Annotated in this window: 20 protein-coding genes and 2 pseudogenes; 12 read left to right on the top strand and 10 right to left on the bottom strand. The window is 48.4% G+C overall.

All coding sequences use genetic code 11. The features are described from left to right. Nucleotides 1-130: 130 nt before the first annotated feature. Nucleotides 131-1,762 (top strand): helix-turn-helix domain-containing protein, encoded by a 1,632-nt coding sequence (locus KDW_RS01110; protein WP_151754260.1) that lies wholly within the window; start codon nucleotides 131-133, stop codon nucleotides 1,760-1,762. A gap of 33 nt (nucleotides 1,763-1,795) precedes the next feature. On the opposite strand, the gene KDW_RS35685 is transcribed toward KDW_RS01110, so the two are convergent. The 3 genes and pseudogenes from KDW_RS35685 to KDW_RS01100 form a co-directional block, all read right to left on the bottom strand. After that, the gene (locus tag KDW_RS35685) at nucleotides 1,796-2,152 is read right to left on the bottom strand and encodes a Sua5 family C-terminal domain-containing protein (RefSeq protein ID WP_371876230.1); all 357 of its coding nucleotides are present in this window, start codon (nucleotides 2,150-2,152) and stop codon (nucleotides 1,796-1,798) included. A gap of 134 nt (nucleotides 2,153-2,286) precedes the next feature. Continuing rightward, a pseudogene (locus tag KDW_RS35680) lies at nucleotides 2,287-2,877 on the bottom strand (L-threonylcarbamoyladenylate synthase); the annotation flags it as partial. Nucleotides 2,878-3,027: 150 nt separating this feature from the next. Continuing rightward, a complete protein-coding gene (locus tag KDW_RS01100) occupies nucleotides 3,028-3,483 on the bottom strand; it encodes a GNAT family N-acetyltransferase (protein ID WP_151754259.1) in 456 nt (151 codons plus the stop codon). Nucleotides 3,484-3,795: 312 nt separating this feature from the next. Between KDW_RS01100 and KDW_RS01095 the strand changes: the two genes are divergently transcribed. Further along, entirely contained in the window at nucleotides 3,796-5,067 is a 1,272-nt protein-coding gene (locus KDW_RS01095) for a cytochrome P450 (protein WP_198925150.1), read from the top strand. Nucleotides 5,068-5,295: 228 nt separating this feature from the next. After that, nucleotides 5,296-6,657, top strand: a complete 1,362-nt coding sequence (locus KDW_RS01090) for a glutamine synthetase family protein (RefSeq protein WP_151754258.1) — start codon at nucleotides 5,296-5,298, stop codon at nucleotides 6,655-6,657. Between the two features lie 156 nt (nucleotides 6,658-6,813). Here KDW_RS01090 and KDW_RS01085 read toward each other — a convergent pair whose 3' ends face one another. Together KDW_RS01085 and KDW_RS01080 are read right to left on the bottom strand one after the other, a co-directional pair. Beyond that, nucleotides 6,814-7,170 (bottom strand): YtxH domain-containing protein, encoded by a 357-nt coding sequence (locus KDW_RS01085; protein WP_151754257.1) that lies wholly within the window; start codon nucleotides 7,168-7,170, stop codon nucleotides 6,814-6,816. Between the two features lie 176 nt (nucleotides 7,171-7,346). Next, nucleotides 7,347-8,456 carry a competence protein CoiA gene (locus KDW_RS01080; RefSeq protein WP_151754256.1) on the bottom strand — a complete coding sequence of 370 codons (1,110 nt, stop codon included), beginning with the start codon at nucleotides 8,454-8,456 and terminating at the stop codon, nucleotides 7,347-7,349. A 235-nt stretch (nucleotides 8,457-8,691) separates the two neighbouring features. On the opposite strand from KDW_RS01080, the gene KDW_RS01075 reads away from it, so the two are divergent. The 3 genes from KDW_RS01075 to KDW_RS01065 all read left to right on the top strand — a co-directional run bounded on the left by KDW_RS01075 (nucleotide 8,692) and on the right by KDW_RS01065 (nucleotide 11,848). Beyond that, nucleotides 8,692-9,825 (top strand): amidohydrolase family protein, encoded by a 1,134-nt coding sequence (locus tag KDW_RS01075; RefSeq protein ID WP_151754255.1) that lies wholly within the window; start codon nucleotides 8,692-8,694, stop codon nucleotides 9,823-9,825. A 61-nt stretch (nucleotides 9,826-9,886) separates the two neighbouring features. Beyond that, nucleotides 9,887-10,342 (top strand): NUDIX hydrolase, encoded by a 456-nt coding sequence (locus tag KDW_RS01070; protein WP_198925149.1) that lies wholly within the window; start codon nucleotides 9,887-9,889, stop codon nucleotides 10,340-10,342. A gap of 108 nt (nucleotides 10,343-10,450) precedes the next feature. Continuing rightward, entirely contained in the window at nucleotides 10,451-11,848 is a 1,398-nt protein-coding gene (locus KDW_RS01065; protein WP_151754254.1) for a mercuric reductase, read from the top strand. Between the two features lie 87 nt (nucleotides 11,849-11,935). Here KDW_RS01065 and KDW_RS35675 read toward each other — a convergent pair whose 3' ends face one another. From KDW_RS35675 to KDW_RS01050, 4 genes and pseudogenes are all read right to left on the bottom strand, one after another. Further along, nucleotides 11,936-12,112 (bottom strand): Beta-galactosidase C-terminal domain, encoded by a 177-nt coding sequence (locus tag KDW_RS35675; protein WP_371876240.1) that lies wholly within the window; start codon nucleotides 12,110-12,112, stop codon nucleotides 11,936-11,938. A 93-nt stretch (nucleotides 12,113-12,205) separates the two neighbouring features. After that, nucleotides 12,206-13,857: pseudogene (locus tag KDW_RS01060) on the bottom strand (beta-galactosidase); the annotation flags it as partial. Nucleotides 13,858-14,166: 309 nt separating this feature from the next. Further along, nucleotides 14,167-14,829 carry a hypothetical protein gene (locus tag KDW_RS01055; protein ID WP_151754253.1) on the bottom strand — a complete coding sequence of 221 codons (663 nt, stop codon included), beginning with the start codon at nucleotides 14,827-14,829 and terminating at the stop codon, nucleotides 14,167-14,169. 18 nt (nucleotides 14,830-14,847) lie between these two features. Continuing rightward, the gene (locus tag KDW_RS01050; RefSeq protein WP_151754252.1) at nucleotides 14,848-15,828 is read right to left on the bottom strand and encodes a thiamine pyrophosphate-dependent dehydrogenase E1 component subunit alpha; all 981 of its coding nucleotides are present in this window, start codon (nucleotides 15,826-15,828) and stop codon (nucleotides 14,848-14,850) included. A gap of 294 nt (nucleotides 15,829-16,122) precedes the next feature. Here KDW_RS01050 and KDW_RS01045 point away from each other — a divergent pair, with 294 nt between their 5' ends. From KDW_RS01045 to ndk, 6 genes are all read left to right on the top strand, one after another. Further along, nucleotides 16,123-18,219, top strand: coding sequence for an alpha-ketoacid dehydrogenase subunit alpha/beta (locus KDW_RS01045; protein ID WP_151754251.1), 2,097 nt, complete (start codon nucleotides 16,123-16,125; stop codon nucleotides 18,217-18,219). A 288-nt stretch (nucleotides 18,220-18,507) separates the two neighbouring features. Beyond that, the gene (locus KDW_RS01040; protein ID WP_151754250.1) at nucleotides 18,508-19,353 is read left to right on the top strand and encodes a double zinc ribbon domain-containing protein; all 846 of its coding nucleotides are present in this window, start codon (nucleotides 18,508-18,510) and stop codon (nucleotides 19,351-19,353) included. A 317-nt stretch (nucleotides 19,354-19,670) separates the two neighbouring features. Further along, the gene (locus tag KDW_RS01035) at nucleotides 19,671-20,939 is read left to right on the top strand and encodes a M16 family metallopeptidase (protein WP_162004850.1); all 1,269 of its coding nucleotides are present in this window, start codon (nucleotides 19,671-19,673) and stop codon (nucleotides 20,937-20,939) included. 23 nt (nucleotides 20,940-20,962) lie between these two features. Then, a complete protein-coding gene (locus KDW_RS01030) occupies nucleotides 20,963-24,796 on the top strand; it encodes a tetratricopeptide repeat protein (RefSeq protein ID WP_151754248.1) in 3,834 nt (1,277 codons plus the stop codon). A 49-nt stretch (nucleotides 24,797-24,845) separates the two neighbouring features. Continuing rightward, complete coding sequence (locus tag KDW_RS01025; RefSeq protein ID WP_151754247.1) at nucleotides 24,846-25,193, top strand: roadblock/LC7 domain-containing protein; 348 nt, start codon at nucleotides 24,846-24,848, stop codon at nucleotides 25,191-25,193. Nucleotides 25,194-25,219: 26 nt separating this feature from the next. Next, nucleotides 25,220-25,681 (top strand): nucleoside-diphosphate kinase, encoded by a 462-nt coding sequence (gene ndk / locus KDW_RS01020; RefSeq protein ID WP_151754246.1) that lies wholly within the window; start codon nucleotides 25,220-25,222, stop codon nucleotides 25,679-25,681. A gap of 370 nt (nucleotides 25,682-26,051) precedes the next feature. On the opposite strand, the gene KDW_RS01015 is transcribed toward ndk, so the two are convergent. Further along, nucleotides 26,052-26,336, bottom strand: a complete 285-nt coding sequence (locus KDW_RS01015) for a hypothetical protein (RefSeq protein ID WP_151754245.1) — start codon at nucleotides 26,334-26,336, stop codon at nucleotides 26,052-26,054. Between the last annotated feature and the right edge of the window lie 214 nt (nucleotides 26,337-26,550).

Here is a 26,550-nt window from a genome sequence, read left to right as displayed (position 1 = left end):
AAAAGTTGCCTGGCATAAGCATTTACTGAAAGCAAAAAAGCTAAAAGATAAACAGCGTGCACAGAAGACAGCGGCCGCTCCAGCAGCAACCCGCCGTTAAGTTATGCATGCTTAGTTTTGCTAGTGAGTTATGAGCAGTTTATCCCCTTCGCAATCACAATCTTCGGCTTCAGTCCGAAACATTTTAACTCTGCTCGCCTCACGTGATGCACAATTAGTAGCTGGTGGGAGAGGTCTGGAGCGTCGTGTTACCTGGGCATGTCGGATGCGTTCGCGCTTACCTGCATTTGAAAGTGTGCAAGGTGGCGAGCTCGCGTTACTGACATTATCTCAGTTACGACGCCTGGATGAAACTCTCCCCCATCTCTTAAAAAGCTTGCATCAGGCTGGTGTAGCAGTCGTCGCGGTTGCTGCACCATCTGAGGAAGCCCTCAGTGCGGATGCGAGAGAATTTGCTGATCAGATGCATTTGCCTCTGATCTTACTTCCTTTAAATGCTCAGCTTGAAGAGATCGAGCGGGAAGTAATTACGTTTGTGGTGAGCTTTCGTGGCGAGACCGAACGTAAAGCGACAGAGATTGCCAGCCAATTAATGCAATTGAGTTTGCAGGGAGCTGGTATACAGGGTGTCTGTGAGCATCTGGCAACGAACCGTGAAAAATGGGTCGTGATTCAAGATGCAGATCAGCATGTGCGCCTTCAGGTTCCTCCTGCCAATATTGCCCCTCTTATCCTTCCCAATCCTTTGACAGATGAGCAACTGCGCCAACAAGGGCTGGTTCGTGTTGTAGAACCAATTCCAGGTAGTCGCCATGAGATTGCTGGATATCTCTCTTTAATTGGTAATGAGAGTGATTTTGATTATCTCGAACGCATTATTCTCGGTCAAGCAACCCCGATTATCGCTATTGAGTTTGCTCGTGAGCGTGATCGCACGGAGGTTGAGAGTCGCTATCAAGTAGAAGCCTTTACTGATGTGATTCAGGGCCACTATCAACAGCCTGAAGAGATGATGGCACGTGCGCGCTTGCTTGGTTACGATCTAACTACGCCACAGACCGTCGTCGTTTTTGAAATTTCGCCAGAGGAGCATGATTACTCTGCCAGTGGTCTTTATGTCCAGTGGAGCAAACGGGTGCGCGAAGAGCTCCTGCGCGAGTGGTCTGGTTGCTGGGTCCAAAATGAAGCCAGGCGCGTTATTGCCATCCTTCCATTACCTGCTTTTGAGGATCAAGCTGAGACCGAGCGCGAACATGAAAACTCGTTGTATGCTCGTCTGGAACGCGTCATCTTTCGTATTCCTTCGCGCAAAAGCGCAGGCACCGGACATCCCATCTATTCCTGTGGTACTGGTCGGATCGCCAGAAACTTACAGGGTTTGCCACTTTCCTTTCGCGAGGCGCAGCAGGCTCTTGAGATTGGCCGCAGGCTCTTTGGTGAGGGCAACCTGCATTCATTTGCCCGCCTGGGTATCTATCGCTTGCTTTTCCATCTCAATGGACATAGTGAGCTTGATGATTTTTATTACGAGACCCTGGGTCCCCTCCTCAACAATGACAGCACCTATGTTGAGACACTAGAAGGTTTCTTTCGTTGCAATGGTAATCTCAGTGAGATGGCGCGGACCATGCACTTTCATCGCAACTCCCTCCTTTATCGCCTCAACCGTATTGAAGCCTTGCTTGGCCGCTCTCTTGAAGATCCAGAGTTGCGCCTGGCCCTCCAGATCGCGCTCAAAATTCACCATCTCAAAAAACACTAGTGAGACCAACCATACTCAATCCTGGGAATTTTTTTACGTGGGAAGCGTTTTGACCTTGCCGCCCGCCGCTTTCAGTAAGCGATCGCGTATTGCCAGGCCTAATCCTTGTTCCGGGAAATTGCGGCAGAGGATAACGTCAACCCCGGCCTCTTCCAATGTTCGCAGGCCAGCAAAGAGGCGTGTTGCTATCTGTTCGGATGTGTTGCCAAGGCTATATACCAGCGCCCCGCTCTCATGGAACGCACTGAGATCTTCATCTGCCAGGAGGATACCGATCTGCTCTCCCTGCTGCATCCTTTGTTGAAGCTCGCCCAATATCGCCTGGCGCATTGCTTCAACCGAGCCCTCAAATAGATAAGTCGGCACTTTAGGGGAATAGTGAATGAGCATTTGTCCGGGGCTATCCGGGCTGTATCCAGGTCTTCTGAATGTTTGTGATGGGTTTGGGGTGGTTGTACCTGTGGTAAAACCTGGCGCAATGCTTCCAGGCTAATACCACCGGGACGCAAGATAGTCGGGATAGCTGCGCAGAGATCAATGATGGTTGACTCAACTCCTACGGTGCAGGGACCACCATCTAGAATCAAGGGAATGCGACCTTTGAGATCATCATAGACATGTTGGGCGGTGGTGGGACTGACATGCATAAAGCGGTTGGCGCTAGGAGCGGCCACTGGTACGCCTGCGGTCCGAATCAGTGCGCGTGCTATTGGATGATTGGGCATGCGCACTGCGACATTGGGCAGGCCAGAGGTAATCAAGCCCGGTACCTGTGGACCGGCAGGCAAGATCATCGTCAGTGGTCCTGGCCAGAAGGCAACCGCCAGTTTTCTGGCCGTTTCTGGCACATGAGCGACCAGATTCGCTAGATCCTGTTCATCGGCGATATGTACGATTAAAGGATCGCTAAAAGGCCGCTCTTTGGCCAGGAAAATCTGCTCCGCCGCCTGCGGATTGAGCGCATTGGCTCCCAGACCATAGACTGTTTCGGTCGGAAAAACCACCAGTTCACCTGCACGCAACAATCTGGCAGCATAAGCCAGTGTTTCTTGTTCGTGTGGCTGTTCTAAATGATCTTTATCAAGTGTGATTATCTGTGTTTCTCTCTGCTGCATCAATGAATCTTTATCCCTATCCCTATCCCTATTCTCAGTGACCTTAATCAGCTTGATTTTGCTTGAGTATAGCACGTTTCCATCTTCCTCGAAAGCAATAAAGAGAGCCGCCACACCTAACACTATCCTGGCTAAGAGGCTTGATTATTCTTACTCTTGTCTGTTTGAGCGTGTATAGATATTGGTCTCTAGTTTTTCCATCAAGCGCTCAGGATAGCGTGCTGACGTAAAGTTAGCCTGTTGATATAAGCCATGGGCATCTTTTGTGAATAGCAACCAGCGACGCAACCCCTGTAGCTCTGGATGGTTAGTGATCACCTGGATGAGCCATTTCCCCAGGCCATGACCGCGAAAATTTTCCAGAATAAAGACATCTGATAGATAGGCGAAGGTAGCATAATCGGTAATCAGGCGAGCCAGTCCGATTTGTTGTTCGCCCCGATAGAGACCAAAAGAGAGTGAGTGTTTAAGTGCGCGCTCTACCGTCTCGCGGGGGATACCCGTAGACCAATATGCAGTAGTGAGAAAACCATGAATAACATCAATATCCAACCGCTTTTTGTCGGTACTGATTACATAGCCATCGCGCGTCCATTCATGGGACATAAAAAAACCTCCTGAATAAGATTATATTCCATTAATCTATACCAGGCAGAACGAAGAAGCAAATAACCAGCCGCAATATTGTATGACATATTTGTATTCGCATTAATGTATTTATGGCTTTTTTCAATATTTTGATATGTTTTGGAATATTATGGAGTTATAATAAGAGTAAAAAATGATGAATGTATAGAGATAATAAATGAGCATAATTGATGCAATTTTCCTGTATCTGTTTTGCTGGTACGCAGCATCTTATAAAAGCCGTAGACTGCATCCCTGTATTGTGTATTGGCTAGAGAAAGGAGAGGATGCTTGCTGGCACTTGTCGCCATGAGAAGCATCGTACCTATGATAAATCCACGCGACTTCTTGACCCAATTACTCTATCCTTACGATAGTTTTACCGCTTTACGCACGGATTTTGGTCCTGTTTCTTACAATGAGAGAGCCAGGTTCTGGGAAGTTTTTGAATACGATGATGTGCTCAGGGTAGCCTCTGAGCATGAGACCTTTTCATCAGACGGCTCAAAGTTTGCTGCACATCCAGAAGAATTTACCAAAGGACAGAGTATTTTAACTACCGATCCACCGCGTCATCGGCAGTTGCGTTCACTGGTCTCACAGGCGTTTACTCCACGTGCTATCGCCAGTATAGCTCCTCGTATTGCTGCGATTACCCATAACCTGTTAGATCAGGTTGCTGAGCAGGGATCAATGGATATTATTGCTGATCTCTCGTATCCGTTACCTGTGATTGTTATCTCTGAACTGTTAGGGGTTCCCTCAGAAGATCGAGCCAGATTCAAGCGCTGGTCTGATGATATCGTGTTCAGTGAATATGATGATTTGAGTAGTGGCAACCTCGAAGAATACAATGAGCGCGTACGTATAACCGTACGGCGCACCCTTGATGAGTTATATGACTATTTTCGGGTTGTGCTTGCCGAGCGACGTCTGCAGCCGCGCCAGGATCTGGTGAGTGAATTATTGGCGGCTCAGATAGAGGGTCAGTCTTTATCCGAGGCAGAGATCCTGGCTTTCTGTACCCTGTTGTTGATTGCTGGTAATATTACCACGACCAATTTAATTGGTAACGCATTGTTGTGTTTTGATGAGCAGCCAGAAGTTATGGACCAACTGGCTAAAAGTCCGGAGCTGTTGCCACAGGCGATTGAGGAGGTTTTGCGTTATCGCTCTCCAGCTCTTCTGGTGGGTCGTTATGCTACACGTGAAGTTGAGCTCCACGGCCAGACAATCCCAACTGGACAAATGGTGATTGGTTGGATTTCCAGCGCTAATTTTGACCCTTGCGCCTTTCCCCAGCCTGAGGTGTTTGATATTACTCGAACTCCTAATCGCCATCTTGCATTTGGCCATGGTATCCACTTCTGCCTGGGCGCTCCACTGGCCCGGCTGGAAGCAAAAATTGCTCTTGGTATCTTATTAGAACGTTTCCAGCAGATCCGTCGCAAGCGTGATCAACCTGTTGAAACTATCCATAGTGCTTTTATTCTTGGACCTAAACATTGTCCTGTGACCTTTAAGGCGCGTCAGGTAGCTTCTAAGGATAAGATATACAGTTAACTGCTATGCCTGGCTAGCGTGTCAGGTGGAGTGAAAAGGCCAGCCTGTTCAATCAACAGGCTGGCCTTACAGTTCAGTGCCTTCCAGGCTTCTATATGTATGTCTGCTGAATTGCCACCTTTGCAATGAGTTTTTATTGTTCTGATGCATTCAGTCTGTTATACTCCTGTAGAATATATGTATTACACTTCTCATGCGAAAAGTACTAAAGTAGGAGTAAAATTTATTATGGATACGCGAGATGTGATCCAGCAGACTCAGGCGGCCAAGCTACGCCTCGTACGTTTCTTGTATTGTGATAATGGAGGTATTATTCGCGGGAAGGCCACGCACACCCACAAGCTTGCCAGCCGAATGCGTGAGGGCATTGGTCAGACACTGGCTATGCAAGCGTTTACAGGTGTTGAAACGCTTGCTTCTGTCGAGGGGATGGGACCGGTCGGAGAGTTTCGCTTACTTCCTGATCCAGAGACGTTTGTTGTTCTTCCTTATGTGCCGCATACTGCGAGTTTACTATGTGATATGGTGCGTCTGGATGGTGAACCATGGGAAGCGTGTCCACGTAGTTTTCTAAAACGCATGATCGCGCGTCTTTCCAGGCACCATATGCGTGCTGAGATCGGCGTTGAGCATGAATTTTATCTGGCCCGGGATGTAGAAGGACAATATGTTCCTGCTGATTATAGTGCCTGCTATAGTAGCATTGGTCTGGATGAGCAGGCGACAGTTATCGATAGTATATTAACCGCCCTGGAGGCGCAGGGATTATTACTTGAATTATTTCATACCGAACTGGGACCATCACAGCAGGAACTTTCGTTAAGTCATGCCGGGGCGTTACAGGCCGCTGATCAAGTTATTCGGGTACGTGAGACCGTGCGAGGAGTCGCACGCCTGTTTAAGCTCTACGCGTCATTTGCGCCCAAGCCATTCCTGGATCAAGGTGGTAATGGGGCCCATATCCATATTAGTTTGTGGGGGACTGAGCAGCATGCCCATCCACAAAAGAATCTTTTCTATGACTCCCACCAACCTGGAAGTCTGAGTCAGACAGGTCTTTATTTTATCGGTGGGGTCATGCGCCACCTGCATGCACTGGTCGCCCTTACCTGTGGCAGCCCTAATTCCTATCGTCGTCTCCTGCCACATTTTTGGAGTTCGGCTTATGATGCCTACGGTTTTGATAATCGTGAAGGTGCCATTCGTATCCCATCCTTATTCAGGGGGCGTGAAGAAGATTCAAGCAATCTGGAATTAAAAGCTGCTGATCATAGTGGAAATCCTTATCTTGCGATTGGAGCATTGATTGCTGCTGGTCTGGATGGTATTGTACATAAAATCGAGCCGGGTCAGGCTTATGATATTGATCCAGGAAATTATAGCGATGAAGAGCGCGAACGTAGAGGGCTTCGGCGTTTACCGACATCCCTTGATGAAGCTCTGGATGCCCTGGAACAAGATCAAGTACTCTTAGAGGCGCTGGGACCATTGCTCGCCACTTCCTATATTGCAGTGAAGAGGGAAGAAGCAAGCTTTTTCCGGGATAAATCTCCTGAAGAAGAGGCAGTGCAGCATTTTTATAAATATTGATGTATCGCGACAGAGTGTCCGTTCACGATTGTTTTTACATAGTATAAAAACAATGTCTCCTTGCCTTATTCATTTGTGCAAGGAGACATTGTTTTGAAAGTGAAGTTGTATGCTCAAATTCATAGGAACGTCGTCGTTAGTTATCTGCTAGATAAACTAGAACGTTGAGTTATTCTTAGTTGAATTGACAGCATCTTTTGTGGTATCAGCTACATCCTGGGTGCCGCTCTTCACAGTCGTACCGGCGTTCTGAGCGATGTTGCTCAGGTTGTTTGCTGAACTTTTTACTGTTGTTGCTGCCTGCTGAGCATAATCCTTTAGTGTACCAGCGGTCTGGTTAACACGGTCAGAGATCTGGCTCTTATAAACGTCAAGCTGCTCATTCTCTGGAATATAACCGCGGAGCTCACCGAAGCGCTCATTAACCAGGCGGCGCATCTCATCGCCTTTCATTGGGGCAACGAGTAAACCAACACCAACTCCAAGAAGAATACCTTTTACAAAATTATTCATAGTGACATCCTTTCCTATGCACACAGTCGTGTTAATACGACAGTATTGTTAATTTTATACGTCTCACTGAATAGATTACGCGTAACACAAGTTTTTAGTTTCAGTCAGGTACAGTATAAAGGACCCCCTGAAATGTGCTGCGGGCAAAGGATTTTAAGGGAAAAATTCTGCTCACGCTACTTCTGAGCAGAAAGAATCAGCAATGTCTCAGCATAGCGAGCGAAGGAAGCGTAGGGGCCAATAAATGGTAACTCTTTCACCAGCGATCGTAGTTTTTCCAGCGTATAACCATGATCTAGCAGGTCACGTATCCATTTTTGTGCTTTTTCAATCCTGAGCAAGTCGGCAGGTAGTACCAACTGTCCCGCTAATCCACGGCCATAGTTATAACGTACCAACAACTCTGGATCTAATTGATAGGCATGGAGAAGAGGGAGTAGAAAGGTTCGTTGGGTATCCCTGGTGGCAATGGAATTCATATAGTCAAAAAGGTTCTGTTCTTGTATTGTGTGATCTTCACTCATCGTTTGCTGTAGCCTGTTGCGCAGTTCCATGGAACTGCGTGTGGGATGGATTAAACGAGCCTGTCGATTGAGCGTAATCTCAGCTAATGCAGCAGCGATTGTCATACCATAGCCAGTACGTCCAACCCAACCATCGAGAGTAAGTGTAGATTGATTAGTGGTGGATGTTTGCCATGCCAGTGCTTGTTGCCGACTAACAGGCCAGCGTAGCCAGATATATGGAGATTGGGCTAATGGATCTAAGAAGAGTAGTTCATGGGCTGTAGCCAGCAGGGCTTCAATGAACGCTTCCTGTTTTTCGCGCCGATTGTTGCCAATGATCCAGGTATCGACAATGCCTGCTTTTCTATATGCGTTGTGTCGCATCTTCCATTCTTGAATGTTCAGAGGGGCACATTGAAACTCGATGGCCCACTGCCGTCCATCCTTATGGACTAAAAACACATCGGCAATTCTATTCGGTTCCGGTAAGCGTTTTTCAAGGGTGACTGTAGCCAGCGGATATTGTTGACGCAACCATTGGGCCAGTACTAACTTTCCCTGGACATGGCGCACAGACTCAGCTTCCGTACTCCAGGCGCATTCACCTTTTTGATGCGCAAAATGGAGTTGAGTCCTTTTTTCTGCTCCACCACGTACATGAACAATACCACGACAGTTAGGGCAGTGTAACTGGCGCTCACGTGACCACTGTTGTAATTGCCCGATTGGCGTTTCCTCTGCAATGATGGGCCGTTGATCAGGACCATATGCAACAAGCATAAGCAGTTCCTGTGATGATTAATAAGAGAGCATATAATGATTAATACAATTATAGCACAGGCATGCGTGAAACCCATGTCCGTCGTATCTCAGTTCAGCCTACAGGTGTATTTGATATCTGGGTGAAAAACGAAAGGATTCAAGGTATCAGCCAGCGTTTTTTTTGGGGATGAATGAGAAGTTAGTTGAAGTTCTCAGATGAGCACTTCCTATATCTATCCAGAGGAGATGCATTATGCTGGATTTAAGCGATATTGCCATCATTGATAATCACTGTCATCCGATATTGATGCAGCAAAAAATGGATGTGCTTGCTTTTCGCAGCTATTTTACTGAAGCGACGCACGCCGATTTTGCTCAGAAGCACATTCAGCATACTGTGTATTATACCTGGCTCTTACGTCAGCTTGCTACGCTCTATGCTTGCTCCGCCAGGGAAGAAGAGATAGTCAGTGTGCATAATAGTATGACTGCTGAGCAGTTGCTGGCGTATCTGGTCAAGGCTGCTGGTATTGATACCCTTATTTTGGATGTGGGCCATCCTTTGCCCGAATACTGCTTTTCACCCCGGGCTATTCAGCAGTTTGCCGGCTGCCGCACTGCTTATATGTTGCGGCTGGAAACCTTAATGGAGCGTCTGGTAATAGATAATGCGGATTTTGATACCGTTGTCACGCTTTTTGAGCAATCCCTGATTGATCTTAAAGCGCAGGGATACTGTGCCCTGAAAAGCATTGTGGCGTATCGTTGTGGGCTTGAGATTCGTGAATGGAGTAAGGATGATGCAGTACATGCGTTTGATGAGGCGCGCGTGATTGTGCAGCGACAAGGAACGCTTCGTCTGGTGCAGAAGCCTTTGATTGATTACCTTTTACATCGAGCCTTTCGCCAGGCCGCTCGTCAACAGATGCCGATTCAGTTTCATACTGGTTATGGGGATAGTGATACCGATATGCGCCTGGGGAATCCATTGCATTTACGCGCTGTGCTGGAAGTGAGCGATTATCATAGTATGCCGATTATCCTGTTACATGAGAGTTATCCATACACTCAACTTGGAGCCTATCTGGCAGCGATTTATCCGCACGTCTATTTTGATTTGTCTTATATGATACCAATGCTAGACAAGCTAGAGATGGCGACTTTTACCCGCCAGGCCCTGAGTATTGCACCGGCCAGTAAACTTATGTATAGTTCTGATGGTATTCATGTTCCTGAAATGTATTGGGCTGGCGCGACCCGGGGGCGTGCTATCATTGGTCAGGTTTTGCAAGAGATGCTGACTGCTGAGGAACTAGATTACGAGCAGGCCGAGTTGTTTGCACGTCTTATTTTACATGATAATGCTTTGATGCTGTACAAACTGTGACGATCAGGCTTCGTGATAATCACGAAGCTTATATATGCTAATGCTAGTGGGGAGAATTTGTATGATGACCGAATCCTCAACAAGAAATTTCCGGATAGCTGTCTCAGCGCTTATTTTCAAGGAGGAAAAAATTTTGTTAGCGTTGCGCCGTGATATTGACTGGTGGAATCTACCAGGGGGTGGCATGGAGATCGGAGAGACGGTGGAGGAGGCGGTATATCGTGAGGTAGAGGAGGAGACTGGCCTGAAGATTGAGGTCGAGCAGTTGGTGGGCATCTATTCAAAACCACAGAAGCAAGAGATCGTCCTGACCTTTCGTTGTCGAGTGGTTGGTGGAACATTGATTGAAACTGATGAATCCAGTGAGTGCCGTTATTTTGCCACAACTGCTTTGCCAGACAAGCTTTTGCCCAAACATCGGCAACGGGTAGAGGATGCATTACTCAAACAAGAGCGAGCTGTGTTGCGTAATCAATTAACTTCTTCTGAAGAAGACCAGCGCCAGCCACTGAAATAGGCTCGCTCGTCTGTCTCTTTTTTATGATAATGAGGCGTGTTGATGGTGTATTGATCAAGACCCATCTTTGAAGATTGTTAAGCAGAAAAGAAGAAGGGTAAAAATGTTATGCCAGGCATAGCAAAATATGATGTGATTATTATTGGATCAGGCCAGGCTGGTGGACCACTGGCAACAGCTTTTGGTCAGGCTGGGAAGAAGGCCGCGATTATTGAACGGGAACATATAGGCGGAACCTGCATTAATGAAGGATGTACGCCGACCAAGACTATGGTAGCCAGCGCACGGGTAGCCTACCTGACCAGACGTGCTGCCGATTATGGAGTACAAACTACTGGACCTGTGAGCGTAGATATGACGGTGGTCCGTAAGCGTAAGCGTGATATCGTAGAAAGCTTTCGAGGTGGGAGTCAAAGCCGCCTGGAGAAGTCCGAAAACGTTGATCTGCTTATGGGCGAAGCATATTTTATCGAACCCAAAGTAGTTGAGGTGCGTTTACAGAATGGTGAAGTGCGCCAGTTACGTGCTGAGAAGATCTGTCTGAATGTCGGAGAGCGTCCGACGCCCCCTCGTATAGAAGGGGTTGAGCAGATACCATTTCTTAATTCGACGACCATAATGGAATTAGATCGGGTACCTGAACATTTGCTGGTACTTGGTGGTGGTTATGTTGGCCTGGAGTTTGGTCAGATGTTCCGCCGTTTTGGCAGTCAGGTCACAATCATTCAGCGTGGCAAACAGTTACTAGCGCGGGAAGATTCAGATATCGCGGAAGAAGTTACCAAAATTCTGCGCGAAGATGGCGTTGAAGTTCTGCTCGAAACCTCTGCAAACAAAGTAGCAAAGACTGCCGATGGCCAGATTCAACTGACAGTTCAGAGTGCTGAAGGTGAGCGTACCATTACAGGCTCACATCTCCTTGCGGCCGCCGGTCGTACACCCAACTCGGACACGCTCAACCTGGGTGTGGCTGGCATAACCACGGACAAGAAGGGCTATATTCAGGTCAATGACCGGATGGAGACAAATGTGCCAGGAATTTATGCGCTTGGTGATGTCAAAGGTGGTCCGGCCTTTACCCACATCTCCTATGATGATTTCCGGATTCTGCGCACCAACTTGATCGAGCATGGAAATGCCAGCATTGCCCATCGTATGCTTGTCTATACTGTTTTTATTGATCCTCAGCTTGGTCGCGTAGGTATGACAGAAACCGAGGCTCGTCAGCAAGGACGAAACATTAAGATCGCCAGAATGCCGATGAGCTATGTGGCTCGCGCCCTGGAAGTAGATGAGTTCCGTGGCATGATGAAGGCCATCGTGGATGCAGATACCGACCAGATTTTAGGCGCCTGCATTCTGGGATTAGAAGGTGGCGAGATCATGTCTATGCTTGAGATCGCCATGCTTGGCAAGCTACCCTACACTGTTTTGCGTGATGGCGTTTTCGCACATCCGACTCTGGCTGAATCCTTGAACAATCTCTTTGGCTCTTTCGAATCCTGAAAAAGCGCCTTTACGTAAATTTCTTCATAAAGGACGCAGCGGGAACATTTTCTATTGTTCCCGCTGCGTCCTTTATGAATCAAGCAACTAGTGTTTTTTCAAAACAATGACATCCATCGCTGGAATGGTGATCTGACCTGCGATAGCTTTTTCATCTAACACTGAGGTAAAGTTGCCATCCGGTAACGTCACCGTTTGTGCTTGCCGGGTATGGTTTAGCAAGAAGTAGACGCTCTCGCCAGTGCTGGTAATACGCCGCGCCACCTCTATATTCTTGCCGACAGGTAGCAGCGCTGCAATGTTTGCCTGCTGGCATAATTCCCGAGCCAGTTTGTCCAGGAATTCTGGTGTGCTCTGGGTAGCCAGATAATAGGCATGGCCTGAGCCAAAATGGTTGACCGTTAGCGCTGGTTGTTGCGCATAATAGTCTGAACCAAACACGCCAAGCGTATGAGCGCCCTCCGTATGGATCAGTTCCCCCCAGAGTTCACTGGGATAACTACCGGCTAGCGCACCCTCTTTAATCTCCAGTGTGTTGGTCATGGTTGGCGTCAAGGGATCAAATTCTTCAACATGAATGCCCAATAGTTTGCGTAGCTCGGCAGGATAGCCACTCATGCCAACATGATCGTTTTCGTCAACGATACCACTGAAGAAGGTTGTCAGCAACGTTCCCCCTTGCTCGACAAAACTTTCTAGATTGTGTGCTACCCCTGGACGAAGCATATGCAGTAGTGGAGCCACAACCAGGCGATACTTGCTCAAATCGCTGTCTGGTTTGACAATATCAATACTGACATTTTGCTGATGGAAGGCATGATAATAGCGACCAATCATCTCCATATATTGGAGCCGATCGCTTGGGCCTGGAAGATATTCTACCGCCCACCAGTTTTCCCAATCCAACAATATGGCCACATCGGATTGTGTTCTGGCTCCTGCAACCACTGGTGCCAGACGGGCCAGGTCAGCACCAACTTGAGCGGCCTGCTTGAAGATACGATTATGTTCATCACCTTCGTGGGTGACCACGGCACTATGGAACATTTCAGCGCCTGCCCTGGATTGTCGCCATTGGAAGAACAGGATGCCATCCGCGCCATGAGCTACACCCTGTAGAGAGTGCAGGCGCATCTGGCCTGGACGTTTGTGCGGGTTTTGTGGTTGCCAGTTGACCTGGCTGGGACTCTGTTCCATCACCAGATGTGGCAGACCTTCTTTCGCCGAGCGCATCAGGTCATGCTGCAAGGCATTCCAGGACGGGACGGTGCCAGGGGCTGGATACATATCGAAGGAGACAATATCCATATGTTTGGCCCAATCATAGACATCAACGGGTTTGAAGGCTACCATCAGGTTGGTTGTCAGTGGCACATCAGGGGTGACCGCACGCAGAATATCTTCTTCAATGCGATAGCAACCGAGCAATGAGTCGTTCATAAATCGCCAGTAATCGAGCGTCTGGCCAGGATTATTCTGGGCCGGACTGACGCGTGGGGGAGGATGTCTTCCCACTCATAGTAGCGTTGGCTCCAGAAATTTGTACCCCAGCTTGTATTGACCGCTTCCAGTGATTTATAGCGTTCCTGCAACCAGCCTCGGAACGCCTCGGCACAGTTGTCACAATAACATTGTCCTGTATGGCAACCATATTCATTATTGAGATGCCACATCTTCAGGGCAGGATGTCTGGCATAACGCTCGGCCAGCCGCTGGACCAACTCTGCGCTCTTGCGACGGAAATCAGGGCTATTGGGACAATAGTGCTGGCGCGACCCATGAGACATGCGCACCCCTTCACGTGTCACCGGCAGCATTGAAGGATAAAGGCGACTCATCCAAGTAGGAGGAGAAGCGGTTGCGGTAGCAAGGTCAGCAGAGATCCCATGCTCATGCAACAGATCCATAATACGATCGAGTTGCTCAAAGTGATAGTGGCCTGGTTTTGGTTCCAGTAAAGTCCAGGAGAAAATATTTATTGAGACCATATTCACCCTGGCCAGTTTCATCAAGCGCATATCTTCCAGCCAGACGTCTTCGGACCATTGTTCGGGATTATAGTCACCACCATATAAGATGTGGCCGGGTAATGGATGTCGCATTGCTTCCTACTTCCTCGTAAAAATGACTGATACCTTTATGTCAATTGGGATCTGTAGATTACTTCTTATTGCCAATGGCATATGAATCTCATTATATCAAAAGCTATCTACCCTATGCCGGTTTGTGCGTAGTGAGGAATGCATGAAAAAGCACATTTCAGATTGTATATCCGTACAGAATACTGTTCTGAAATGTGCCTGTACATACATACATAACTACAACAACTCAGGATGTCTTTGCAATAAAGTTGCGGCCAGGGTAAAGGATTCCCAGGGATGCACCCAGAGCTGGCGTTCGCGGACCAGTCTGGTGTTTTCGATGATGGTTGCTCCCTGTTGCAGAAGTATTTCTAACGTTGGTTGTTGTTGTAACATGGGCCAGAGTTCAGGCTGGATACATAAAAGCCCGGCCATATTACTGGGACAAGTCAGAGGATGATCAGGTTGGGCGAGAAACAAGCTGAAATATGTATAGGGACCAGCCGGTAATCCGCTACGAAGTGGTGTATAGGGATAAAGATTACTCTGACGTTCGAGTAAAAAAGGAGCGATGGTATCACTACAATTGACGGGATACTGTTCTCCAGTATCAATCTCATGAAAATACGTTGCGGGCGCTGGCAACAAGGTTAGTTCTATCTGAAGTTTTTCTTTTGCTCCACGGAAAGCGCACTGCCAGATCGTCTCTGCTGGCTTTTGTTCCCCCCACACGCCCTTGATCTGGTATGCAACCGTCTTGTTTCCCTCTGCGGAGGGAAGATAGTCTGCATCGAGGCCGACAACCAGTTGTCCTTGCAGTAGCAGAATTACTCCGGCACTGAAGGGCTGGTTTGTTGTGAGATGCCTCACATCAATGCTTTCCAGGCGTGAAAATGTCATATCCTCTGCTCAGCTTTCTCATTTTGACTGGAGTGTGTCGCGTAGCGCATCCTGAAGTGCGCGCTCAACTTCGGTCATCATGCGTGTAGAAAGTTGGGCTGCCCACTCATCATCCCAGAGGCCCTGCTCTTGCAAGCTGTGCTGACATCGCACCAGAGGATCAAAGAGCTTTCCTGCATTGGATGGGGGAGGCGTGTACTGTACCATAGTGGAGGGATCTCCGCTATATGGGAGGAGTACAGTGGGTTGCGAGCGGGCGAGCGCCAGTTCTAGAAATGTCGGACCATGTCCCTCACGTGCAGTAAGCATTGCCTGACGCATTGCGGTATAGACAGCGGTGACGTCTGTACCATCAATACGTTGATAGGCCAGACCAGTTGGTATGGCACTTTTGGGTAGGCAGGAGGGAGGAAGTGAGGTGGCAAAGTTATCAGGGCCCAGGAAAGGAGTGCAATCCTGTTCACAGATAAATACAATAGGCAAACCATGTTTGGCCGCGAAGTTCAAGCTTTCAGCAAAATCGTGCTCTCTGGTGGCGTCATCGCCACAATATGCGATCGTCACAACCGCCGCCTTACGCAACTTACTGGCAAAGGCAATGCCTGCAGCATGCAATAGCTGGGTTGCTACCGGGACCGGGCTGGTAATCGTATTATGTTTCTGATAGCCCCAATGCTGAAAAGCCGTCTTTGAACTGCCCGATTGGCCTTTTTGTTGCAGGCGTTGTGAATGCAGACAGGTCCGAAACACCTCATAAGGGGTCATCCCGATGGTTAAAACAACCCCCTGATCGCGGTAATAGGGGAGGGTAAAATCTTGCCCAACTTCTATGCAGATGGCGCTTCCAACCTGTGCCGCTTCGTGGCCATGGCTACTGGTAACAAAATCGATGTATCCCTGTGCATATAACCGCCAGACACGATCATCGACGATACGCGCTAAGAGCATCTTTGCGTAAAGATCCCGTAGAACGGTTGAAGATGGAGCTATGCTCATCATTTACTGATACATCTCTTTGGATACCCATGGCCTTCTCTGCCATCAACCAGTATTTCGCTGGTGAGACATGTTCCGATGAAAAAATAGTTAGACACATTATAGATCCCAACCGCTGACAATGTCTACCCTCATAATTACAGGGTGTTATAAATATCCAGAAAGGTGAGTCTGTAACTAGTTATTGCTTTTCAAAGGCATCAACCATTATAATGGTGTTGTGATTAATATTATACTGGAGCATCGATGAAGCCTACAGCGTCAACGCAGACAACTATGTGGAGGCATTAGTACAAAATGACAATGAAACTTCGAGCTACGCAAACAGAGACGCCAGCAGGGTCGCTGGATGTTGTTGCTCTCTACCGCACTATGGTTACAGCCAGAGTCACAAACGACTTGCTAAAAACGCGCAAGACGCAAGGCCGATTTCCTTTCTATATCGGTTGTGCTGGACACGAGGTGATGGCCGCAGTAGTTGCAGCTCTGAATGAAAATGATTGGCTCGCACTATATTATCGTGATTTAGCTGCCTGGTTACAGCGGACTGGTGATATGTATGGACCTCTGCAGGAGGCTTATTCACGTATAACCGGACCAATGAATGCTGGTCGTAATATGCCATCGCATTACGCCAGTAAAGAGCACCGTATTCTTCCGACTGTAAGTGAAGTTTCCGGGCTGGCCCCATTTGCGGGCGGCGTTGGTTTTTCTCTTAAGCAAGAAAAAAGCACTGAATTAATTTTATGCTCCACTGGAGATGGTGGGGCTGCTACAAATGATTTTAATGTGTTGTTTCGGCAGGCAGGCATTCATCGGCTTCCTATTTTAATTGTTGTAGAAGATAACGGCTGGGCTATCACGCAGCCTGGTGGTAATCAATGGTCTGGTTCAATGGTGGATTGGGCCAATGCCGGGAATGTCTATGCTGAAGAAGTAGACGGTTCCGATGTGATGGCAACGTATGAGACCACTTGCCGTCTGGTACAGCATATTCGTTCGGGTCAGGGTCCTGCCCTGTTACATTTACGGCTTGGTCTTTTAGATGCGCACTCAAGTAGTACTGATATTCGATCTTATCGCTCAAAAGAAGAGATCACGCAGACTACAACGACGAAAGATCCTGTCAAGAATTTTGGTCGTTTTCTGGTGGAACAAGGCCAACTGCAAGAAGCAGATATAGAACGTATCCGTAAAGAGATTCGTGCTCAGTTGGAAAAGGCCGAGCAACAGATCCTCAAAGAGCCTGAGCCAACCTCGGATCGTGTGTTGGATCATGTGCTGAGCGTTCCAGAGTGGCGTGAGAATGTTCCACGTGGGACACGGCGTACGCTGACAATGTTGGGGGCGATCAACGAGGCCCTGCTGGAATTGGCGCAGCGGGATCCTGGTTTCTTCGTCTATGGACAGGATGTTGGGAGCCCTAAAGGCGGCGTCTTTGGCGCTACAGCTTCCCTGGTTTTACAACTGCCAGGGCGAGCTATCAGTAGTCCACTCAACGAGCAAATGATTATTGGCATTGTCTCAGGGGCAGGTTTACACGACGGTAAAGCACGTTGTGCTGAAATCCAATTTGTGGATTATCATCAATCTGCAACCCAGAGCATCCGCCTGGCTGCGCGTTTTCTTTATCAGACCAACGGCAAATGGAATGCTCCGCTCCTGATTCGCACAAAATCCGGTAGCGGTGGTGGTGGTCCTATCTCAAGTAGTACGGTTGGTGGTGGTGCTTATGGGCACTCAAATACAGGTGACCAGTGGTTTACAAGCATCCCGGGCATGATCACCATTTGTCCGGCTTCACCATTTGATGCAAAGGGCCTACTATTGGAATCTGCCCGCGCTCAGTCGCCGGTAACCTTCCTGGAGCGAGGTCGTCTCTATCGTTCCGAGCCGCCCAAAGATGCCCAGGGTAAAATTATTCCTGAAATGGCTGAATATTGGAATGTGCCAGAAGGATACTACACACTGCCTATTGGTAAAGCTCGGCGTTTACGCTTCGGTAGTGGACCAGTCAAACTGGCAATCATTGCCTGGGGGACGATGGTCCTGGAATCCTGTTCTGCCGCCGTTAATGCCATCAATCGCATTGGTGGTGCAATTGAGGTTGTGGATTTACGTACCCTGGCACCTTTTGACGAAGAAGCCGTGGCGGCTGCCGTTAAAGAGGCCAACCGTGTGATTGTCGTGACCGAAGAGATTGATCTAACCAGTTTTGGACGTCACCTGCACTCATGGATTGTACAGAACTGTTTCTATGATCTGGACGGGACGCCAGCGTTCCTTTCTGCTGTAGCCGCTCCTCCCGCACCGTATAGTGCAAGTGAGGAAGAGCATTTCTATCCTTCCGCTGCCACGATCGAGGCTAAAATTGAAGAAATTTTGGCTGAATAAAGCGGATCAGATCGTAGTCAGATAGGTAGAGCAACAAGACCGTTCATCATTACAGTGATGGACGGTCTTTGTTTATGTATGTCTGTGTGTTGGCTAACCAGTCTGCCAGGACGTGCGATTGGATATAGAACAAGGAAAGAAGTGATGAGACAATATGGAATGTTCTGGTATGGAGATGAGGCCAGATAATCTGACGTGTTTATCTCGACGAATTGAATAAACTATGCTACACTGCGTTTGTATATATATACGGCAAATATAACATTCTATGTTTGAGGAGGGCGCATAATGGCGACCTGTACAACTTGCGGAAATAATGTTACTGGTAAAAAATTTTGTCCTGATTGCGGCACCCCTGTCCAGGGAACACCAGACACACGGTTTTGTCCGCAGTGTCAGGGCGAAGTAAGGTCCGATGCTGCGTTTTGTATGCATTGTGGTACCTCATTAAAAGCGCCTGCAGTGCCAGTTGCCGCGCCAAGAGTGTGCGCAGCCTGTCACGCACAGATGGATGGAACAAGCGCGTTTTGTACACAGTGTGGACACGATATGCGTGTAGCAACTCTTCAGACCAGTGAAATTCAGTGTCCGCAATGTGGTCGCCATAATGCTGCGAATATGCGCTTCTGTGGTGGTTGTGGCTCTCAACTTGGCAACCAGATGGGCTCACCAGTATCCTCGCCCGCTTATCAACAACCGCCATCCCCATATGTTCAGCCGCAGTATAGCCAGCCTGGTTATTCGCAACCGATGCTGGGACAGCAACCAATGGTGTTGCGTTGTCCAACCTGTATGGCGTTGGCTCCTGTTGGCTCAGCTCAGTGTGTGAGCTGTCGTACCAATCTGGCAGGGGTTGTACCAATGCCTGCAAATATCTCTATGCAACAGGGGCAACAAGGGGGAATGGGAGGCTTCTTGCAAGGAAATGGTGGCAAATATGCGATGGGTGCCCTTGGAGGTGCGGCCGCTATTCTGGGTGGTGAAATGCTCATGCATGGTGTCGAAAATCAGATTGAGAATCGTGTTGAAGATAATCTGGGATTTGGTGGGCAGCGCCATCATCATCGCCGCGATCAGGATGATGGATTGTTAGGAGGCCTGGGCAGGCTTGCCGACGATATAGGCTTGATTTAATGGCATTTCTTACAGATGGGGCAGGTGAAAAAAAACTCCATCTGTACCTTTCTGCTCTGATCTTTGTGCTCATTTACTCAACGTGATTCCAGGTTGGAACTTCCGGCTTTTCTTCCTATTCCGCCTGTTTTCTGTTGCGGCAGTCTGCCAAACGGTCTATAATACGGCGAGTAATCTCATTTTTGTATGTAGGAAATCTATTGACAGCTACACTGTTGAAATTTGTAACAGTATTTTTTGATCAGGTACTATAAGGAGATCGGGGCGCTCGTTCGACGTATGGATGAGGCTCTGTGCCCAATTATCGAATGAATTACGTGCGAACAACATTACATAACGGACTACGCCTACTGACTACTCACATGCCTGGTATGCGTTCTGCAAGTATAGCTTTCTTTTTTAATGTAGGCTCGCGTTATGAGCCAGATGCTGTTTCAGGTGTCTCCCATTTTATTGAGCATATGCTTTTTAAAGGCTCGCAGCAATTTCCGAGCGCGAAAGCAATTTCTGAAGCGATCGAAGGGGTGGGTGGAAACTTTAATGGCAGTACGGGAAAAGAGTTGACGAGCTATACTGCTCGTGTCCCTGGTGAATACTTACCAGTAGTCTTACGGACAATGGCAGATATGATCCGAAACCCGCTTTTTGATCCAGCTGAGGTGGAAAAAGAGCGGAACGTGATTATTGAGGAATTGAATTCCACCCAGGATGATCCACAGGAGTGGGTGAATCTTTTAATTGATGAAGCAATGTGGCCTGAGTTGCCACTAGGTCGAGATGACGCCGGATCGGTCGAAATAGTTTCGCGTCTACAACATCAGCAAATGTTGGATTATATGACGACGTATTATCGACCTAATTCTCTGGTACTCAGTGTTGCCGGAAATATTGATCATGAGCAGGTTATTGAGCAGGTAAAGCAGTTATTTGGTGACTGGGAACCCGCAGATCATCCTCATTGGAATGAATGTTTACCGCCTCGCGATGCGTCTCCCGTACGTATGATTCAAAAGGATACAGAACAGACCAATATTTGTCTGGCGACGCTCGGGACCGCATATGCATCTCAGGATTATTATCCACTGCTTCTCATTAATGGCATTCTCGGTGATGGAATGAGCTCACGCCTGTTTCAATCTATTCGAGAAGAACAAAGCCTGGCATATGATATTGGAAGTTATGTCAATAGTTATTATGAAACTGGTAGCCTGGTGGTGAGTGCAGGTGTTGATCCTTCCCGAGCACCAGATGCTATTCGTGCTATCATTGCAGAACTTACTCGATTATGCGAGGAGCCTGTTCCGGCTGATGAATTAGAGCGGATTAAAGCGTATGTTCGGGGTGGAATCCTCCTTGGTTTGGAAGGGACGCAGCAAATGGCTTCCTGGTTAGGAAGTCAGGAATGCCTCTATAACCGCGTGTGGGACGTGGACGAGGTCATTGCAAAGGTGGATGCTGTCACGGTAGAGGATATACAGCGTGTAGCGCGGAACTGCTTTGCTCCTGAATGGCGTCGTCTGGCTATTATTGGTCCGGATTCACCCAATCGGGCAACTCAATTTAAACAGTTGCTTACAGGTGCATAGGCGGGAAGAGGAGACCAAGTTTTATGGCACAAATAACGCTTCGGAATTATTTGCAAGAGACGGAAGACGCTATTAGTTCCAAGCGCGTCGATGAGGCTCTTGCCAGCTGTCAGTATGTCCTGGCCTTTTTTCCGGAATCACTTGAGGCGCAACGTCTTCTAGGTGAAGTATATTTGGCTCAAGAGAAATTGGAAGATGCCCAGCAATCCTTTGATTGGATACTGACGAATGACCCTGAAAATGTCATTGCCTATTGTAGCCGTGCGCTTGTTAGCGAGCGTATGTCTGATTATGATACAGCATTAGATTGTTATCAGCAGGCATATGAGCTGAGTCGTGGGAATGGCCAGATTCGTCAGGCCTTTAATCAATTGAGCGAGAAGGTGGGTCAGCCAGGCTTTATGTTTTCGCGTGCTGGACTGGCCCGCCTCTATATGCGTGGCGATTTGTTGACTCAGGCCGCGCAGGAATGGGAAACTGTGCTTGCAATTACCCCTGATCGCCTGGATGCTCGTACTGGCTTGCTTGAGGTCTACTGGAGACAGGGATTATATGATCGCGCAGCTCAGTTAGCAGAACAGATTTTACAGGATGTGCCTGGATGTTTAAAAGCATTGCTTATTCTGGCTTTTGTTACTGCGCCGCAGGATATGTTACGTTCCAAAGAGTTAATTAAACAGGTTGAGGCGCTGGACCCTGATCTGGTACTGGGTCATGATCTATTTGCGGATCATTTGAACCGACACCCCAATGATCCTTTTCTGAAGCTGCTAAGAAAATCTCCTGCTACACTAGGAACAGCCGAGCAGGCTACAAAAACGGCATCAGCTCAAAGTGCTTCAGCATTTAATCAGTTAAATGCTGCAGGCTCACCTATTTCTGCTGATGCATTGTCGTCATGGGGCAGTAACGCCAGCTGGAATAACGATGAGACGTTACTCAAATCTCGTTCGAGCGAGCCAGCGTTAAAGGCAGATACGCCATCTCAATCCTCGACCTGGGGAAATGAATCCTGGAGTGGAATAGGCAATCCCCCGACTGAGTCAACTCAGACTTCATCTGATGGATCTGAGCAGGCGGAGCCGTGGCAACTTCTTCAGAATGCTTTGAATAGTATCAGTCCTGACGTGGTACGCCAGGCATCCAATCCAGGTTTTGCAGATGCAAATGCCACCCCCTGGCTTGGGGCTGATAGTTTTTCTCCATTATCTCAGTCACCTGAGAGTTCGTTACAAAGTGTTTCAGACGCTGGCCTTTCTTCGAATGACTCATCTGAACAGCCTGATGAACAATCCTGGTCTTTTGCTATTCCGGAAGAAACGAAGAATAACAACGCTGTACCTGCCTGGCTGAATCAACTAACAAATAATGAAAAGCAAGCCTTACAAGATCAGCCTCTGGTTGAACAGTCAGCTCCAAAAGCTGATCCATTCGTTATTAAACCAGTGCCTCAGTCTCCGGCTCAGCAGCCAGACACGCAAGTTCCAGCCCGACCACCAGTGCAGCAGTCCAGCGTTAAAAGTTCGACTTCCCAACCAGCTGTTCCAGAGCCTGAGAAGCCAGTACCAGCACAGCCTGTTGCTGAGTCAGAATCTATGCCAGATTGGGCGCGCATGATGCAATCGGATGGGGATGAAGACTCGGATGAAGAGTCCTTTTTTGGTCCTGACTGGTTGAAATCACTGGGTGCGACCTCATTGGATGGAACTGGCGAATTCTTTAAGCTTACCGATGAGTCCGAGCAGCCTGCTGAACAAAAGGCAAGTGATACAGCCAGGGAACAATCTGTATCTAATCCGGAGCCCTTAGCTCCTGTTCTGGAGCAGCCACAGATAACACCAGAGCGATCGAAAACTAATAGTAGTCCTGCCTGGGAGCAACCAGCTGAGCAGCCGAGAACTGGGAGTAATCCATCCTGGGAGCAGCCAGTGGCAACTCCTGAAGCGCCGAAAGCTCAGGCTTTTCATGATCCTTCCTGGTTGCTTGAGCCTGCCCCTCAACAGAAAAAGGCGAGCAATCCATCCTGGGAACAGATTCCATCTGAGGTAATGCCAACGAATACCTCCTCGCAAGGTCAACTGGAGGATTGGCAGCCGTCAGCACAAGCGTCCGTGGATCCAACCACTAACCAGTCGGCTGAAGAACCACAGGGTTCGCAGGAGAATGATCCCTGGTTGGCCTGGCAAGCTACCTATGCACAACCGCAGCAGGATGCCAGCCCGTTGTGGCCTGAAGCATCTCAACAGCCAGCAGAGGCTCAAGATTACTGGTCTTCGTCTTCTCAGGGGCAGCAGAATGCTAAAGCGCCAGAACAACCTTCCTGGATGCAGCAACTAAGTCAGAGTAGTTCTCCAGCATCTTCAAATCAAGGGTATGATGACTGGGCGGCTTCGCTTGCAGCGCCATCTGCGCAACAGCCTGAAGTAGCTCAGGAGCCGGAGATTTCAGCGCAGCCACAATTGAATGAAGGAACGCCAGCCGATGTTTCATCAGCCCCCGAAGATCCATGGGCAAAATTGAATCAGCAATTGCAATCTCAGGCTGTCGATTATAATTGGTTGGCGCAACTTGCTGGTAATAGCCAGGCTGGCATTGAGCCTGTACAGAGCGCATCAGCGCCAGCAGGTGCTGGATCTCAGTCTGACAATCAGCAAGATAAAGTAGAGCAAAACGTATTAACCACGTTAGAGGATTTGGAAAAGAAATTGCTTTCACGTGGTTTTGCGCCCCTGGAACCCAATTCTCTTGCCAGTATCGCGCAAGCGCAGGAACAACAATCTGTAGCTGAAACTGAGCCTGAGCATGAGGTTCAGCCAGATGCTGATTCAGGACCTTCGCTGTCTTCTGCCCTGGCCGAGTTAGGAAATTTCTTTCCGCAGCCAGTGAACTCAAGCGATCCAAAAACGAATGCCTATTCTGCTTCAGCAAATGAGTCGACACACAATCAGCAGTCTGGGGTTGAGCCATCATGGTTAGCAGCTCTGAATCCAGTACCAGCACAGCAGGTGGCTGAGGAAGCATCTACATCTGCGACAGAAGCTATGGTTACCAGTGAACCGAGCGTTGAGCCATCGTGGCTTGCCGCTCTGAACTCGGTGCCAACGCATCCAGTAGCTGAGGACGTGCCAACGTCAATATCTGAAGCGAACTCAAACCAGGAGCCAGTTGCTGAACCATCGTGGCTAGCTGCCTTGAATACTGTTCCTGCAATTCCGGCCTCCCCGACCTCGGAGATGCCAGAGGCTGAAAAACCGTCGAATGAAGTAGCTGCGATGCAGTCGGTGGCGCAAACTCCTGTCAAAAACAGGGAGACAGAAAAACCACCTGTAACCCCTCAGTTGCAGGCTGAGCCGAGCTTCCAGGCATCGAATAGGGTATCTATCGAGCCTATGCAAGCTCCTGTTGCACGCATCAACCCCTTGCTTGATAGCGAACTAGAGACTACAATGAAGCGACCGGCGGTACGTTTGCAGCCAATGCATCAACGTACGGCAGGAGTCCGCGAGTCCGGGTCTTCTGGTGCTATCAATCGCAATCGCGCGGGCGAAAGAGTTGCCCAGCGCCAGACTGATAGTGGTAATAATTTGAGCCAGCGTGAGCGTTTGATTAGAGGTTATCAGGCGCAACTCATTGGTGATTTTGATAACGCCATGCAAGAGTATCGAGTTATTATTAGAAACGCTCCCGAATTGCTCGGTGAGGTCGTAAGTAATGTCCGTGCTCTGTTGAAGCTAGCTCCCAATTACTCGGCTGGTTACCGCGTCCTTGGGGATGCCTATATGCGCCAGGGAGAGTACTTACAGGCGATGGAAGCCTATAATAAAGCGTTGACCATGGCTAAGAAGGCAAAGGGCTAATAGCGGTGATGTGATAGACACATCGCTCATTGAGAGAAGGAGTCATTGAGTGGAAACCATTCTGCAACGTTTAACAGACCTCGAAGAGGTACATGATGCGATTCTTGTGGGGAAAGATGGCCTGATTGTCTCTGGTATACTACATAGTGAGGACGAGGAAGTTATTGGTGCAATGGCCGCCGCCGCCTTTGGCTCCATTGGCGATTTAACTACCCAGGTACATAATAGTGAGGCAAAGCACGTGATTGTCGAGACAAAAACTGGTACAATCCAAATGGAAGAAGCAGGTGATCTGATCCTCATTGTGACAACCCAGGGTGAGGGAAATCTTGGACGTGTTCGTGTAGAGATGAAAAAAGCCTGTCGGCAACTCATCCAATTGGTTGCCAGTTATTAATATATACAAGGAGTTTTTGTAGCGTTATGGAACGTACGTTAATTTTGCTTAAACCCGATGCAGTACAGAGAGACCTCGTCGGTGAAATTATTTCTCGCCTTGAGCGCAAAGGCCTCAAACTTGTTGGTTTGAAGCTGATGAGCCTGTCCAGTGAACTGCTGGACGAGCATTACAGCCACCTGGTGGGACGCCCATTCTTCCCTGAGGTGAAATCCTTTATGCAGCGCACACCAGTGGTTGCCATCTGCGTTGAGGGCTACAAGTGTGTGGACGCTGTTCGTTTGTTGGCCGGTGTGACTAACTCCCGTGAGGCTACTCCAGGCACCATTCGTGGTGAGTTCGCAATGAGCGTTCAGGCCAACCTGATTCACTGCTCAGACTCCCTGGAGACTGCTCTGGTTGAAGTACCACGCTTCTTCAAATCAGAAGAGCTGTTTGAGTATAACGATACCTTGCAGGACTATGTCTATAACTCCAGCGAGCGCTAAATCTTCTCGCTGATTGAGCGGAGAGGCCGATTGACATGATGATCGGCTCTCTCCGCTTTTGTGTTTTTGGACCATATATTACAGAGCCTTATGAAAACATTCTCATACTTGTTTTTGTACGCCAGATAGGACTGCGCAGTTCCTTATGAGGCGCGAACTCATAAGGAACTGCGCAGTCCTATGATGACTACTCCAGAGGCGTGGGTAAAATGGACACAACAAACGCCTGAATCTGCTATGTTATGAGGATGAAGTTGAGTTGTTTGGTTGTTGGCTAAATCTCTATTCTCAGGCCGGGATAAACACATGCTTGTAGGTGGGCATTGATCGTGGATAGTTTATCGGCGATCCGACATGTGTAGGTTGTGTACTAGTGTGAGGCTGCCCGAGCCGCAGTAACTGGTTCTTTGGCTGCTTCCTGCTGAGCCTGTTTTTTGTGTCTGGCCTGTCGCCAGCAACACGACTTGCTACGGAAACATTTTTCTTGTTCCTCGGTTGTTTCAGGAGGGGTGCCTTTAAGACAAAACACCTGATACATTGGTTCGCCAGCTACATCGTTACATGGGAACCAACGCTCCCGATAAAATGGACAAGCATTTTTGTGCCTGCGCCAGTTTGAATTTTCTTCTGGATGAGTTTCTATTGTCCCTGCCAACCAGGTATCCTTCCTAACTATATATGACGTGCTATATGTGAAAACGATGGTGCACTTAGTATACCATATCCTTGCTGTCGTAATAGGGGCTCCACTACAGACAGAAAGGGGAGTGTAATGTTATAATAGTGTATGAAAAAAATGGAGTAACCTCTTGCTTAAACAGAAGTTTGACAGCGTCCCCTGGACTATCCAGCAGACCTTTAATGGCATA

Source organism: Dictyobacter vulcani (genome assembly GCF_008974265.1).
Lineage (GTDB): Bacteria > Chloroflexota > Ktedonobacteria > Ktedonobacterales > Ktedonobacteraceae > Dictyobacter > Dictyobacter vulcani.
Note: the sequence above shows the minus strand (reverse complement) of the source record. Positions and strands in the feature narration are given on the sequence as shown.